This window comes from Bradyrhizobium sp. STM 3562 (genome assembly GCF_045571435.1).
GTDB lineage: Bacteria > Pseudomonadota > Alphaproteobacteria > Rhizobiales > Xanthobacteraceae > Bradyrhizobium.
Genome location: NZ_CP120694.1, coordinates 5,024,804 through 5,038,305 on the forward strand (window position 1 = coordinate 5,024,804; position 13,502 = coordinate 5,038,305).

At 63.8% G+C, this 13,502-nt stretch carries 12 protein-coding genes; 1 reads left to right on the top strand and 11 read right to left on the bottom strand.

All coding sequences use genetic code 11. The features are described from left to right. Positions 1–456 precede the first annotated feature (456 nt). The 9 genes from P6U23_RS23330 to P6U23_RS23370 form a co-directional block, all read right to left on the bottom strand. Positions 457–723, bottom strand: coding sequence for a hypothetical protein (locus P6U23_RS23330; RefSeq protein WP_407174908.1), 267 nt, complete (start codon positions 721–723; stop codon positions 457–459). 1,171 nt (positions 724–1,894) lie between these two features. Beyond that, positions 1,895–2,326: a hypothetical protein gene (locus P6U23_RS23335; RefSeq protein WP_407174909.1), complete on the bottom strand. Its 432-nt coding sequence runs from the start codon at positions 2,324–2,326 to the stop codon at positions 1,895–1,897. Between the two features lie 150 nt (positions 2,327–2,476). Continuing rightward, complete coding sequence (gene gatB / locus P6U23_RS23340; protein ID WP_407174910.1) at positions 2,477–3,955, bottom strand: Asp-tRNA(Asn)/Glu-tRNA(Gln) amidotransferase subunit GatB; 1,479 nt, start codon at positions 3,953–3,955, stop codon at positions 2,477–2,479. Beyond that, positions 3,952–4,257, bottom strand: coding sequence for a hypothetical protein (locus P6U23_RS23345; protein WP_407174911.1), 306 nt, complete (start codon positions 4,255–4,257; stop codon positions 3,952–3,954). Before P6U23_RS23345 ends, gatB begins: the two co-directional genes overlap by 4 nt. Beyond that, entirely contained in the window at positions 4,248–5,723 is a 1,476-nt protein-coding gene (gene gatA / locus P6U23_RS23350; protein ID WP_407174912.1) for an Asp-tRNA(Asn)/Glu-tRNA(Gln) amidotransferase subunit GatA, read from the bottom strand. The genes P6U23_RS23345 and gatA overlap by 10 nt, the downstream gene beginning before the upstream one ends. Further along, positions 5,720–5,938, bottom strand: coding sequence for a hypothetical protein (locus P6U23_RS23355; protein WP_407174913.1), 219 nt, complete (start codon positions 5,936–5,938; stop codon positions 5,720–5,722). The genes gatA and P6U23_RS23355 overlap by 4 nt, the downstream gene beginning before the upstream one ends. A 53-nt stretch (positions 5,939–5,991) precedes the next feature. Next, positions 5,992–6,279, bottom strand: a complete 288-nt coding sequence (gene gatC / locus P6U23_RS23360; RefSeq protein ID WP_407174914.1) for an Asp-tRNA(Asn)/Glu-tRNA(Gln) amidotransferase subunit GatC — start codon at positions 6,277–6,279, stop codon at positions 5,992–5,994. Between the two features lie 129 nt (positions 6,280–6,408). Further along, positions 6,409–9,033 (bottom strand): EAL domain-containing protein, encoded by a 2,625-nt coding sequence (locus tag P6U23_RS23365; protein ID WP_407174915.1) that lies wholly within the window; start codon positions 9,031–9,033, stop codon positions 6,409–6,411. Positions 9,034–9,255: 222 nt separating this feature from the next. Then, the gene (locus tag P6U23_RS23370; protein ID WP_407181555.1) at positions 9,256–10,332 is read right to left on the bottom strand and encodes an NAD(P)H-dependent flavin oxidoreductase; all 1,077 of its coding nucleotides are present in this window, start codon (positions 10,330–10,332) and stop codon (positions 9,256–9,258) included. A gap of 162 nt (positions 10,333–10,494) precedes the next feature. Between P6U23_RS23370 and ruvX the strand changes: the two genes are divergently transcribed. Then, positions 10,495–10,974: a Holliday junction resolvase RuvX gene (gene ruvX / locus P6U23_RS23375; protein ID WP_407174916.1), complete on the top strand. Its 480-nt coding sequence runs from the start codon at positions 10,495–10,497 to the stop codon at positions 10,972–10,974. Positions 10,975–11,031: 57 nt separating this feature from the next. On the opposite strand, the gene P6U23_RS23380 is transcribed toward ruvX, so the two are convergent. After that, positions 11,032–11,808 carry a CPBP family intramembrane glutamic endopeptidase gene (locus P6U23_RS23380; RefSeq protein WP_407174917.1) on the bottom strand — a complete coding sequence of 259 codons (777 nt, stop codon included), beginning with the start codon at positions 11,806–11,808 and terminating at the stop codon, positions 11,032–11,034. A 10-nt stretch (positions 11,809–11,818) separates the two neighbouring features. Continuing rightward, entirely contained in the window at positions 11,819–13,462 is a 1,644-nt protein-coding gene (locus P6U23_RS23385; protein ID WP_407174918.1) for an acyl-CoA dehydrogenase family protein, read from the bottom strand. Positions 13,463–13,502 lie beyond the last annotated feature (40 nt).

Sequence of the window (13,502 nt, forward strand, 5' to 3'; positions counted from 1 at the left end):
GCCGACGAGTCGCGACCGGCCGTTGCGGCTTGGCCGGAGCCGCAGTTGGAGGCGTGAATCGGTTCTCCGGTCGGGCCCTACGCACGTCACGAGCGGGACAGGCCAATCTGCCGCTTCCGGCGCAGAGCAGCGTCAGGCATACCGCCGTGCCAGAGAGGTGGCCGAGTGGCTCAAGGCGGCGGTTTGCTAAAGCCTTGAAGTCCTATTGAGGGTTCGAGTCCCTCCGTCCCCGCCACCTAGGCACCGAACGCTAAGAGGCTCTGCCTCGCGCCGCGCGGCCGATGCGCCCGATCTATTGTAAAGCGGCCGTCCGACATCGCTGCAACGATCGCCGCGTTCTTCTCGTGCCGTTTGGCCTTTTCTTCAATCGCGACGACCCAAGCCTTAATGAAACCGCGCCCACGGTATGCGCGGCGCAAGGCGCCGCTCTCGTACTCAGCGCTACAGACGTGCGGCTCAATGCGCGCTGATCCAGGCGCGGGCTTCGCGCTGGGCGCGAGCGATCTCTTCGTCGGACATCTGCTCGGCGACCTCGCGGCGAAGCGCGATCGCATCGCTGCGACCCTTGAGCGCCGCGAGGTTGAACCATTTGTGGGCGGCCACGAGGTCGACGAGGCCGGAGCGGCCGCTCGCCCAGTACAACCCGCGCTCGAACAACAGGTCCGGGATCGCAGTCGCCGCAACCGGCGTCGCCGCATCCAGATCGATCAAACCCTGAAACATACGCACTCCCCTTTTTCTTCTTGCCGCAGCTCGTACGAGCCGCGGCCCCTGTCCACTTCTGTCACTATCCCCCAAGCCGCTGCGGGCTTGTTGAGGCAGATCATGACCGATCAAATTTGAAAGGCAGTTTAAGAGGTGCGATGAACCGGACGTAAACGCGGCGTGCCGCGCCCGGGCGCTGAATTCTAGAAATGCCGGGATTGCAAGGCTTTCTGCCGCTTCGAGAGATTCGGTTTACCGTGCCGGTTCGGTTCGCGATAACCATCGCGGCACCAATCGCGAGCTCCCTTCTCGTCGCCGCGAAAGCTTGCGCAAGCAGGGACCCGTTAGGCAACAGCCAGCCGCATGAGCATGCCCGGGCTTGTCCCTGCGTCCACGATTTTGTTTCGGATACCCGGGGCAAGCCCCGGCATGACGAGCAAGGTTTGACCGTCTCAGCAGCGATGCCGGCCTGTGATGGCTCCCGGCTCTGCGCGGAGCCTGCCATCGCGCGCGGCGACCCGTTGTGGCGTTTGCCAGGAGTTCGCTTGGCCGGGACGACGGCCGATCTCGGCGGCAGGACCAAACGCCCACGCTTGAATGCTTGCTATCGATGTCGGGGAGAGAAAGGGAAGGCCCGCTGACGTTTTTGCCTTCCGGAGAACGAGGGCGTCGGCGAACACGTCAGGACCAGATCTCATCCGGAGATGAGCCCCGGTGAAACTGCGGTCCTCTCACCGAGGAGCCGCATCGAACGAAGAAACCTTGTTTCTTCTGCCGGACCGGCTTTGCGAGGCGAAGCCTTCGAAAGTGATGGTCCAGCCGCTCGACCTGATGTCTCGCCGACACCCTCTTTCGTCAATCGGAGCTACCAGGATCGTCCCATCGGCTCCAATGACGTGCCGGCAACAAGCCTGCCGGCATTCGTAAGCCAGGCGAGGCTTACTTCTTCTTCTTGGCGACCTTGCGGGTCTTCTTCGCAGTCTTCTTCACTGCGCTCTTCGCCTTCTTCGCCTTCTTCGCTTTCTTAGCCATAGTGCCCTCCGATCTAAGTGAGATGGCTATCATTCGCTGCGTGCACTCGGGAATCGAGATACACGACATCCCGAATACACCAACACGGCGAAAAAAACAGCGTCCCGCTTAAGGAAGTGTTGACGCGTCGATCCGTGTGCGCGCAGTGCGCATCGACTCAACACAAGGCGAAGATTGCGAGCAGCGATGCAAGAAGCGCCGCAAGGATCGACGCTTCCATTTGTCGAATATGCAAGAAGTGCTTGTGCCGCAGCGGTTTCTTGAATTGATCGATGATGCGCTTCTTGCAACGATGATGTTGCTGCGAATAGCGAAAGCCGCGCGGACGACGCTTGTTGGAAGTCCGGACCGCGTTTTTCGGCAATGAAAAAAATTTTGGGAGTAACCCTGCAAAGCCGCCTCGCGGGGGCGAGAGAGCACCGTCACGAGCGAATCGAGACGGTCGATTCGTGATTGGTGGAGTGCCGGTCGACGGCGAAGCGCGGCTTGGTACGTCCGCCGAAGTGGCGTGCAGCAGTACCCTCGAGCCGCTCATGAAGCTGTCATCGCCCGGCTTGCCGCCTCCGCTGAAGCTCGGCGCGCCCAGCACTCGTGAGCCTCATCGAGGCTTTGGCGTAAGACCGGACCGGACGATCCAGTACGCCGCGGCGCGCATCGTGAGCTCGCAACGGGCGCCACGGGTTACTGGATGCCCGCATTCGCGGGCATGACGTGAGGAAAGTCCGTCCGAAACCCGGCGTCACACGCCGAGCTTTTCCTTCAACAGCGCATTGACGGCCTTGGGATCGGCCTTGCCGCCGGTCGACTTCATGACCTGGCCGACGAACCACTGGATCGCCGCCGGCTTCGCGCGCGCCTGCTCGACCTTATCGGGATTGGTGGCAATGATATCGTCGACCACCTTCTCGATCGCGGCGAGGTCGGTGACCTGCTTCATGCCGCGCTCTTCCACCAACGCTCTCGGATCGCCGCCCTCCTGCCAGACGATCTCGAACAGATCCTTGGCGATCTTGCCGGAGATCGTTCCCTCCCCAATCAGATCGACGATCGCGGCGAGCTGCGTGGCGGATACCGGCGAGCTCGCGATGTCCTTGCCCTCCTTGTTCAGGCGGCCGAACAGCTCGTTGATCACCCAGTTGGCGGCGACCTTGCCGTCTCGCTTGGCGTCGGCGAGCTTGGCGAGCACCGCTTCGTAGAAGTCGGCGCTCTCGCGCTCGGCGACGAGGACGCCGGCGTCATAGGGCGACAGCCCGAGATCGGCGATGAAGCGGGCCTTCTTCTGGTCCGGCAGCTCCGGAAGCCTCGCTTTCAGCTCGTCGACGAAGGCCTGGCTGAACTCGAGCGGCAGCAGGTCGGGATCGGGGAAATAACGGTAGTCGTGCGCTTCTTCCTTGGTGCGCATCGAGCGCGTCTCGCCCTTGCCGGGGTCGAACAGCCGCGTCTCCTGCTCGATTGTACCACCGTCCTCGATGATGTCGATCTGGCGGCCTGCTTCATACTCGATCGCCTGGCCGATGAAGTTGATCGAGTTCATGTTCTTGATTTCGCAGCGGGTGCCGAGCGGTCCGCCTGGCTTGCGCACGGAAACGTTGACGTCGGCGCGCAGGTTTCCCTTTTCCATGTCGCCGTCGCAGGTACCGAGATAGCGGAGGATTGAACGCAGCTTCGACACATAGGCCTTGGCCTGCTCGGCATCGCGGATATCGGGCTTGGAGACGATCTCCATCAGCGCCACGCCGGAGCGGTTGAGATCGACAAAGGACATGCTCGGCGATTGGTCGTGCAGCGACTTGCCCGCGTCCTGTTCCAGATGCAGCCGCTCGATGCCGATCGTCGCCGTCTTGCCGCCGTCGAGTTCGACCGTGACCTCGCCCTCACCCACGATCGGCGACTTGTATTGGCTGATCTGATAGCCTTGCGGCAGGTCGGGATAAAAATAGTTCTTACGGTCGAACACCGAACGCAGGTTGATCTTGGCATTGAGACCCAGCCCGGTGCGCACCGCCTGCTTGACGCATTCCTCGTTGATGACCGGCAGCATGCCGGGCATCGCGGCATCCACCAGCGAGACATGGCTGTTCGGCTCGCCGCCGAACGCGGTGGAGGCGCCGGAAAACAGTTTTGACTTGGAGGTGACTTGGGCATGCACCTCCATGCCAATCACGACCTCCCAGTCGCCGGTTGCGCCCTTGATCAGCTTGCCGCTTGCTGCCGTCATGCCTTGCCATCCTCGATGAGGGCGGAAGCGATCCGCTCCCATTCGGTCTCCAGAGAATCCTTCGCCATCGGCTGGCCCGCCTGCCGGTACCAATAGCCGGCGTTGCCAAGATCGCCTTCGACGCGGTGCAGATAGGCATGCACCCAGGCCGCCTCGCGCGTCGTCTCGTCCTGGACGATCTTGTGGGCCTTGTCCCAGTCGCCCTTCGCCGCCCACCAGAGCGCCGCGAGCGGCGGCGCCAGCGCAGCCGCGGGCGCGGCGTCCGACAGGCTCGCCTTGAACGCCGCGGTGCTCACCACCACCTCTCGGGCGTAAAGCGCCCCGCCGCCTGCTCGATCACCTCGCCGAGCGAGAATAGCGTCTCCTCGTCAAAGGGTTTTCCGATCAACTGCAGCGCCAGCGGCAAACCCTGTGCATCCTTGCCGGCGGGCACCGCGATGCCCGGCAGCCCTGCCATGTTCACGGTCACCGTGAAGATGTCGTTCAGATACATCTCGACCGGATCGCCGCCACCCTTCTCGCCGACGCCAAAGGCCGCCGACGGCGTCGCAGGCGTGAGGATCGCGTTGATGCCCTTCGCAAACAACTCCTCAAAGTCTCTCTTGATCAGGGTGCGCACCTTTTGCGCACGCAGATAATAGGCGTCGTAATAACCGGCCGAGAGCACATAGGTGCCGATCATGACACGGCGGCGCACCTCGGCGCCGAAGCCGGCCGCACGGGTGTTCTCATACATGTCACTGATGCTGCCGCCCGGCACGCGCAGCCCGTAGCGCACGCCGTCATAGCGCGCGAGGTTCGAGGAGGCTTCCGCCGGCGCGACGATATAATAGGCCGGCAGCGCATATTTGGTGTGCGGCAGCGACACTTCGACCAGCTCGGCGCCGGCCGCCTTCAGCCAGGCCGCGCCCTCGCTCCAGAGCTTTTCGATCTCGGCCGGCATGCCGTCGAGGCGATACTCCCTGGGGATGCCGATCTTCATGCCCTTTACTGACTTTCCAACCGCAGCCTCATAGTCGGGCACGGGCGTATCCACCGAGGTGGTGTCCTTCGGATCGTGGCCGGCCATCGAACGCAGCAGCAGCGCGGCATCGCGCACGCTGCGCGCGATCGGACCCGCCTGATCGAGCGAGGATGCAAAGGCGACGATGCCCCAGCGCGAACAGCGGCCATAGGTCGGCTTGATGCCGACCGTCGCAGTGAAGGCCGCGGGTTGGCGGATCGAGCCGCCGGTGTCGGTTGCGGTGGCGCCCATGCAGAGCAGCGCGGCAACCGCCGACGCCGAGCCGCCTGAGGAGCCGCCCGGCACCAGCGTCGTGTTGGAGCCCTCGCGCCGCCAGGGATTTGCCACCGGGCCGAAGCAGGAGGTCTCGTTCGACGAGCCCATGGCGAACTCGTCATTGTTGAGCTTGCCCAGCATGACCGCACCGTCACGCCAGAGCTGCGCGGTGACGGTGGACTCATATGTCGGCACGAAGTCTCCGAGAATCTTCGAGCAGGCGGTGGTGCGCACGCCCTTGGTCGCGAACAGGTCCTTGATGCCAAGCGGAATGCCTGCGAGGGGCCCGCCGTCGCCCTTGATGATCCGGCTATCCGCCTCGCGCGCCATGGCGCGCGCCTGGTCCGGCGTCTCCAGTACGAAGGCGTTGAGCGCACGCGCCTCCTCCATCGCCTTCAGATGGGCGTTGGTCAGTTCCAGCGACGTGAACGATTTTTTCGCAAGGCCCTCGCGGGCCTCGGCGAGCGTCAGCGATGTGAGAGCGGTCATTTATTGATCGGGCTGCAGAAGAACGGAGACAAGGTCTTGTCGTTTTTGGGATCGTCTTGCTTGGCACGCGCATTGGCCTCGGCCTGCGCCTCGAGTTGATCGAGCACGGCATTGACCGCAGCTTCGGGATCGGCGGCCTTCCCCTGCCGCTCCATCGCGTCGAGATAGTTCATGTAGGCCTGATAAGCCTTTTCATCGTCGCAGAGCAGACACATCGGACTTCCCGTCTCGGGTAATTGCGCACTTCGTATCCAAAGGCGCGACCAGACTATTCGACGACCTTCGGCACCAGGAAGAAATGATTATCCGTCGCCGGCGCATTCTTGACGATATCATCGGGGATCTCGCCATCATTGACCACGTCGGCCCGTTTCTTCATCTCCATCGGCATCACTGACGTCATCGGCTCCACGCCGGCGACATCGACCTCCGACAATTGCTCGACGAAGGACAGAATCGCGTTCAGCTCGCCCTGCAGGTGCGGAACCTCTGAAGCGGTGACCTTGATCCGCGCCAGGTGCGCGATCCGGCGGACGGTATCGGCGTCGACAAACATTATATAAGGCCTCAAAACGGCAGATTCATCCTGCCGTATAGCAGAGGCCGGTTTTGCACCGCAACCGCAGACGCCTGTCGGCCCGCTTTTCCTCGCTTGGTCGGCGTCGGTGGGAGTGCAAGACGGGGGCTAACCAGCCCGTTTTGCCGCCGAGAGCCCCGCCGAAACAGCGCCGGCCTGCGCAGACAGGGCGCGACCGATGCGCTTGAGCATCTCGCTCGCCTGCCGGGCGCTGTAGTCGACAAGCCATCGCCCGAAGGCGGCGGGCGAGAGCGCCGGCGCATAGAGAAAACCCTGAACGGCGTCGCATCCGAGTTCGCTGAGCAGATTGCGCTGTTCCTCGGTCTCGACACCTTCCGCGACGACGGTCAGGTGCAAGCTCTGGCCCACGCGCACCACCGCGGTCACGATCGCCTTGGCACAGCCGTCCTTCTCGACGTCCCGCATGAAGCTGCGGTCGATCTTCAACTCGCGAATCGGCAATTGCGCGAGCCGGCTGAGGCTGGAATAACCCGTCCCAAAATCATCCAATGACAGGCCAACACCCAGCTCGCGGATGGCATTCATCGTCTCGATCGCGACCGATCGCTCATTCATGATCACGCCTTCCGTGATCTCGAGCATGAGGACGTGCGGCGGCAGAGCATGGCAGGTGAGGATCTCGGCGACCGATGCCGCGAGGTTCGGGTTCTGGAAATTGATCGGCGATAAGTTGACGGAGACGCAGGGAATATCCAGCCCGGCCCGACGCCACGCCGCCATCTGCCGACAGGCCTCGCGGATCGACCAGAGCCCGATCTGCTCGATGAGACCGCCCTCTTCGGCCAGAGGGATGAATTTTGCCGGCGGCACCTCGCCAAGGTCGGGATCATGCCAGCGTGCCAGCGCCTCGACGCCATGGATGGCGCCGTCGGCCGTCCCGATCTGCGGCTGATAGTGAAGGGTCAAGCCGTCGCTCGCGATGGCGCGGCGGAGCGCTGCGCTATACTCGAGCCGCTGCTCGCGGAGCCGTTTCATGTCGGCGCTGAAGAAACGGTAGGTCGAACGTCCCGCCCGCTTGGCGTTGTACATCGCGGCATCCGCCTGCTGGATCAGCGTGTCGATGTCGGTTGCGCTGTCCGGGTAGAGGCTGATGCCGATGCTGACCGATGTCGCCACCTGCCGGTTTCCGATCTGCAAGGGTGAGGCCAGCGCTTCGGTGATGCGCGAGGCGATGGAAGCGGCGTCGCGAGCGTCGCGGTTCGGCATCACGATCACGAACTCATCGCCACCCAGGCGGCCCAGCATGTCCGCTGGCTGGATCTGCGCACGCAGGCACCGAGCGAGTTCGGCCAGCAATTGGTCGCCGGCGGAATGCCCGAGCGTGTCGTTGACGTCCTTGAAATTGTCGAGATCAAGGAACGCCAGTGCGACGTGCTTGCCGTCGGGGCAGGTCTGGATCGCTTCATCGATCAGGTGCCGCAGGCGCGCGCGGTTGGGCAGCCCGGTCAGCGTATCGTAATAGGCAAGCTGCGCGATCTGCGCGCGTGCTTCCTTGCGCTCGATCGCAAGGGCCGCGACATGGATGCAGGCGTCGATGATGCGTTGATGCCAGCGGCTGGGCGCACGCGATTCCCTGAAATAAAAGGCGAAGGTTCCGATCACCCGGCCGTCCTTGGCCTTGATCGGCGTCGACCAGCAGGCGCGCAACCCGATTTGAAGCGGCAGGTGCTTGTAGGGTTGCCAGCGCGGATCTGTATCGATGTCCACCGCCAGCACCGGTTCCCCATAATAAGCCGAGCTGCCGCAAGAGCCGACGTCCGGGCCGATCGCGACGCCATCGAGCGCACGCGAGTATTCGTCAGGGAGGCTCGGACCGCCCAGCGGGCGTACCAATCCGTTGGCGTCAATGTGAAGGAGCGAGGAGATGACGTCGGGCGCAATTTGCTCGACACGGCGGCAAAGGCGGTCGGCGATGTCAGTGATCGGAAGTTCATCCGCAAGCGCCGTCATGATCAGTTGCTGCAGCGAGCGTAACTGCACGCTCTCGGAGATGTCGGTCAGCAGCGCGAACATGTACTTGACCCGCCCGCGCGGGTTACGAAATGGCTGGATGTGGGCGGAGATCCAGATTTCGTTGCCGTTTTTGTCATACGCGAGGATATCCTCCTCGCCCAAACTGCCCTCGATGATCCCGCGCCACAAAGCTGCGAGCCTGTTGTGGTCGGTATGTCGGCCGACAAGCAGTTCGATCGCGTGCCGCCCCTTGGCCTCCTCGGGCGCGTAGCCGAACATTCCCGCGAACGTGGCGTTGGTGTAGATGATCTTCAGATCACGATCGGTGATGACGATCGCACGGCTGGTCTTGTCGGCGACCAGCGAGAGCAGCGCGACCTTCTCGCGTACCTCGCGTTCGGCGCTGATGTCGCGAGCAAAGACCAGATACTGAGTCTGCCCTTCAATCTCGACCGACGAAAACGACAGCGCGGCGCGGACCCTGCTACCGTCATTGCGCCGGATCTTGAACTCGGCACGACGTGCGTCAGATGAGGACGACACCGCGAGCAGGTGCTCGCGAAGATCATCGAGCCCAAGGCGGCTGACATCGCGACCGAGCACGTCGTCGCGATCGAGCCCCCACATCTCCTCCGCCGCCTTGCTGAAATAACTTACGCGGAAATCGCCATCGATGAACACAATGGCGTCGTTTGCCCGCTCGAGCGCGGCGAGCGGCAGTTCCGGGGTTTCGGCCGCGGACAAATCGTGGGCGCGCATCGTCTAACCTTGGACCTGTCTTGCAAGGCAGCGACGTGGACTTGCGCAGACGAGTGAACATGTTGGACGGAAAGCCTATCGCTCCAACGGTATGCAAAGCGTTTGCTCGCACCGCGCGGCGGGCGCGAGAACGATCATCCTTAACAATCGGCTATTCCGTCGCCCTCTTCGCGTTGGAGGGCGACAGCGCCGGAGATCGATCGACCTCGCTTCGGTATTAAGTTACGCAGAAAGCGCACGGAGGCGCGCAAGCGCTTCGCCCGCCAGCGCGCGGGTTAGTTCGGTCGCTGGCACATCGCGTCCCATCCGCACGGCCTGCCCCGCCCAGAGATTGGTGAAATCGATCCGCCCCTGCTTCTCCGCGGCCTGGCGCAGCGGCGCCAGCGCGGTCGCGGCATGGGGAAAGGCCGGAGCATCAGGCGAAATCGGGCCGACCTCACGCATCACGCGGTTGGCTACGCCGCGCGCGGGGCGCCCGGTCATGACGTTGGTGATCACCGTGGAATCGTCACGCGCATCGGCGAGCGCCGCCCGCGCCGGCGCGATCACCTTGGACTCCGGACAGCGCAGATAGGCGCTGCCGATCTGCACCCCGCTGGCACCGAGCGCGAACGCCGCCGCGATGCCGCGCCCGTCGGCGATGCCGCCGGTGGCAATCACCGGCACCCTCACCGCATCCACCACCTGCGGCACCAGCGCAAAAGTACCCGGCTGTTCGGCGATGTTGTCGGTGAGAAACATGCCGCGATGGCCACCGGCCTCGGCACCTTGCGCGATGATGATGTCCGCGCCGTTCTGCTCCAGCCAGATCGCTTCCTTGACGATCGTCGCCGACGCCATCACGAGACAACCGGCCGCCTTGACGCGCTTGAGCAGCGCCGGCTCCGGCAGGCCGAAGTGGAAGCTGACGATCTCGGGCTTGAGTTCCTCCACAACCGCGCACATGGCCGCATCGAACGGCGCACGGTTGGCGGCGTTGACGGGCGCCGCAGGGTCCAACCCAAACTCTCCGTAATAGGATGCAAGCCGCTCTCGCCAGCCCGATTCGCGCTCGGCGTCCGCGGCGACGGGTTGGTGGCAGAAAAAGTTCATGTTGATGGGCGCTGCGACCCGCTGGCGGATGATGTTGACCTGCTCACGCGCCTTCTCAGCCGAAAGCATCGCGCATGGCAGCGAGCCCAGCCCTCCCCCTTGCGCCACCGCGATCACGAGGTCGGCATCCATGACGCCCGCCATCGGCGCCAGCACGATCGGAAATTCGGTCTTGATGAGATTGAGCAAACGGCGGTCCGGCCACATGGTTTGGTCTTTCGATTGCGAGGACGACTTGCTTGGCACATTAGTGCGCTCCGACGGCGGCGAGAATTCAATAATCGAGAACATGTCGGTCTCGATCGTAAAACAGAATGTGAGCCTGCGATCGGCTTTGCCTGAACGCCGGCCTGCGTGTTATGCCGCAGCATGCCTGCCCCCATCCTCGCGCTCATCGACGCCGCCGCGCATTGGCCGCCGCGCGGCGCGCTTGTCGGGCTTGATCTCGGCACCAAGACCATCGGCGTCGCGGTGTCCGATCCGGACCGCAGGCTCGCGACCGGCGTCGAGACCATCAAGCGCAAGGCTTTCAAGGCGGATGCGGCGCGGCTGCTCGCAATTGCGGTGGAACGTAAGGCGGCCGGCTTCGTGCTGGGATTGCCCATCAACATGGATGGCAGCGAGGGCCCGCGCGCGCAATCGACCCGCGCCTTTGCCCGCAACCTGTCGCAGCTCACCGAGCTTCCGATTGCGCTGTGGGACGAGCGATTGTCGACGGCGGCGGTGGAGCGCGAATTGATCGGCATGGACGTGAGCCGCGCCAAGCGCGCCGAGGTGATCGACGAGCACGCAGCGATCTTCATCCTGCAGGGCGCACTCGACCGGCTGGCGAATCTGCGGACGGGCTGAGGCCAGAAAGGAGCCCGCACCCTTCATCATAGCAACGACGAAGAGGAAACGCGGTGCCTACGACTGCCCTGCCAGCCAGATGGTCTGGATCACCGCGCCGAGATTGTTCAGCCCATGCAGGACGATCGTCAGCCAGGTCGAGCCACTGCGGTAGCGCAAGTACCCGAACCAGAGGCCGAGCACGAACACTTCGGCGAAGAAATACCAATCATATTGCAGGTGCAGGCTCGTCCACACCAGCGACGACAGAACGATCGCGCCGATCGGGCCAAGAACCGTCTCCGACCAGCCGCGATAGAGAAAGCCGCGCGCGAAAAGCTCTTCCGAGATCGGCGCAGCGACGCAGAAGGCGACGATCAACAGCCAGAGCGCACCGTCGCTGCGCGCCGATTTCAAGACATTGACCATGAAGTCCGGCGAGCTCTCGTGCCCGACCAGGCGGGACAAGAGCTCCCAAGAGCCGAGTATGGCAACGAGGCCGACCGCGCCGATCAGGAGGTTTTTCCAGGGCGTTAAGCGCAGCACGAGGTAGTCGGCAAATGGCGTCGTCGTGAAGCGGATCGCAAGCCAGAGCGCCGCGACCACCGCCGGCAGCCCCATGATCACCGAGAGCGAAATCGTCGTGCCGCTGCTTGCAGCAGCACGGATCGCCTCCTCAATGGAGATCCCGTCACCCTTTTGCAGGACCACATAACCCACGACCGCGATTTGACCGACAAACAATGCGGCGAAGGCGAATAAGCCCCATAACGCGGTGCCCCAGAAATGCCAGACGCGGCGCCTCTTTGGCGCTTCGACGACGAGGGACGGGTTTTCGGAATTGAGAGAGTCCATCAAGTCACTTTCACGGCAGCGCCCGCTCCAGGAGCGCGCGGATATCATCGTTTGTGAACTCAACCGAGCCATACATGCCGGTGTGATTGGCCGCAAGCCGGGTTGCCGCGAACAGCTCGGCCTGACGCGGGGCCACTCTGTTCAACGCCGCGGCAGCCGCCAGCAGCGCCAGTTTTTCCACCGCGATCCGCGCGACGCGCTCACTGTCCGGCCGGCGGAACGTCTTGCCGATGAAGGCAACCGCCTCACCCGCGCCGGATAGCCCCTGCGTCTCCGCTGATAGTTCGCGCAGCACGGCCAGCGCGGCCTCGGCCTCCCGCGCGAGCGCCCGCAGCACGTCCAGGCACATCACATTGCCGGAACCTTCCCAGATCGCATTGACCGGCGACTCCCGGTAATGCCGCGCCAGGATGCCTTCCTCGACATAACCATTGCCGCCGAGGCACTCCATCGCCTCGTAGAGGAAGGGCGGCGCGCTCTTGCAGACCCAGTATTTGATGGCGGGCGTCAGCAGCCGCATGTAGGTCGCCTCGCCCGGCTCCTGCGGCGCGCGGTCGAAGGCACGGCAGACCTGCATCACCAGCGCAACCGATGCTTCCACGTGCAACGCCATGTCCGCCAGCACCGCCTGCATCAGCAGCTGATCGGCGAGGTGCTTTTGGAACACGCTGCGATGGCGTGCATGATGCAGCGCATGCGCAAGCCCGGAACGCATCAGGCCTGCGGAGGCGATGGCGCAATCCTGGCGCGTGAGCTGCACCATCTGGATGATGGTGCGGATCCCCTTGCCCTCCTCGCCGACCGGCAAGGCATAGGCGCCGACGAACTCGACCTCGCTCGAGGCGTTGGAACGGTTGCCAAGCTTGTCCTTCAGCCGCTGGAACTGCAGGGCGTTGACCGAACCATCGGGCGCAAAGCGCGGCATGAAGAAGCAGGTCAGCCCGCCTTCCGCCTGCGCCAGCACCAGAAACGCATCGCACATCGGCGCCGACATGAACCATTTGTGCCCGGTGAGACGGTAGCCGTCGGCGGTACGCTCCGCGCGCGTCATATTGGCGCGCACGTCGGTGCCGCCCTGCTTTTCGGTCATGCCCATGCCGAGCGTCATGCCTCGCTTGGTCCACCAGGGCGCGAAAGTCGGATCATAGGCGCGCTGCGCGATGACAGGCATGGTCTTGGCGAGCAGATCCGGCTGGCTGGCGAGTGCGGCGACCGAAGCGCGCGTCATGGTGATGGGACACAGATGGCCGGTCTCCACTTGCGCAGCCATGTAGAATTTCGCGGCGCGCACGACCTCGCTGGGCGCGCCCGCCGGCTTGCCGTCGGCCGTCCAGGTCGAATTGTGCACGCCCGCATGGGCCGAATGCGCCATCAGCTCGTGGTAGGAGGGGTGAAACTCGACCTCGTCGCGGCGGTTGCCGCGGGAATCGAAGGTCTTGAGCTTGGGCGTGTTTTCATTGGCAAGCCGGCCGCGCGCGGCCATCGCCGCGGAACCCCAATGCCGGCCGAAATCAGACAGTTCCTTCGCCGCGTCCGCCCCGCCATTGGCCGCGACCGCGTCGACCAGCGGCTCATCCGCCGTAAAAAGATCGACGTCCTCGAACGGCGGCGACTGGTTGAAAACCTCGTGGGTCGCGAACGAGGGCTTGGTCATGGCCGATACCTCCGCAAGGAATCATGGCCGGCGCGGCGAA

Bases quoted from the DNA above. Each gene is read 5' to 3' on its own strand.
- gatC (WP_407174914.1), bottom strand. From the start codon at position 6,279: ATGTTTGTCGACGCCGATACCGTCCGCCGGATCGCGCACCTGGCGCGG.
- ruvX (WP_407174916.1), top strand. From the start codon at position 10,495: ATGCCTGCCCCCATCCTCGCGCTCATCGACGCCGCCGCGCATTGGCCG.
- P6U23_RS23380 (WP_407174917.1), bottom strand. From the start codon at position 11,808: ATGGACTCTCTCAATTCCGAAAACCCGTCCCTCGTCGTCGAAGCGCCA.
- gatA (WP_407174912.1), bottom strand. From the start codon at position 5,723: ATGACCGCTCTCACATCGCTGACGCTCGCCGAGGCCCGCGAGGGCCTT.
- P6U23_RS23365 (WP_407174915.1), bottom strand. From the start codon at position 9,033: ATGCGCGCCCACGATTTGTCCGCGGCCGAAACCCCGGAACTGCCGCTC.
- P6U23_RS23355 (WP_407174913.1), bottom strand. From the start codon at position 5,938: ATGTGTCTGCTCTGCGACGATGAAAAGGCTTATCAGGCCTACATGAAC.
- P6U23_RS23385 (WP_407174918.1), bottom strand. From the start codon at position 13,462: ATGACCAAGCCCTCGTTCGCGACCCACGAGGTTTTCAACCAGTCGCCG.
- gatB (WP_407174910.1), bottom strand. From the start codon at position 3,955: ATGACGGCAGCAAGCGGCAAGCTGATCAAGGGCGCAACCGGCGACTGG.
- P6U23_RS23330 (WP_407174908.1), bottom strand. From the start codon at position 723: ATGTTTCAGGGTTTGATCGATCTGGATGCGGCGACGCCGGTTGCGGCG.
- P6U23_RS23370 (WP_407181555.1), bottom strand. From the start codon at position 10,332: ATGTGGCCGGACCGCCGTTTGCTCAATCTCATCAAGACCGAATTTCCG.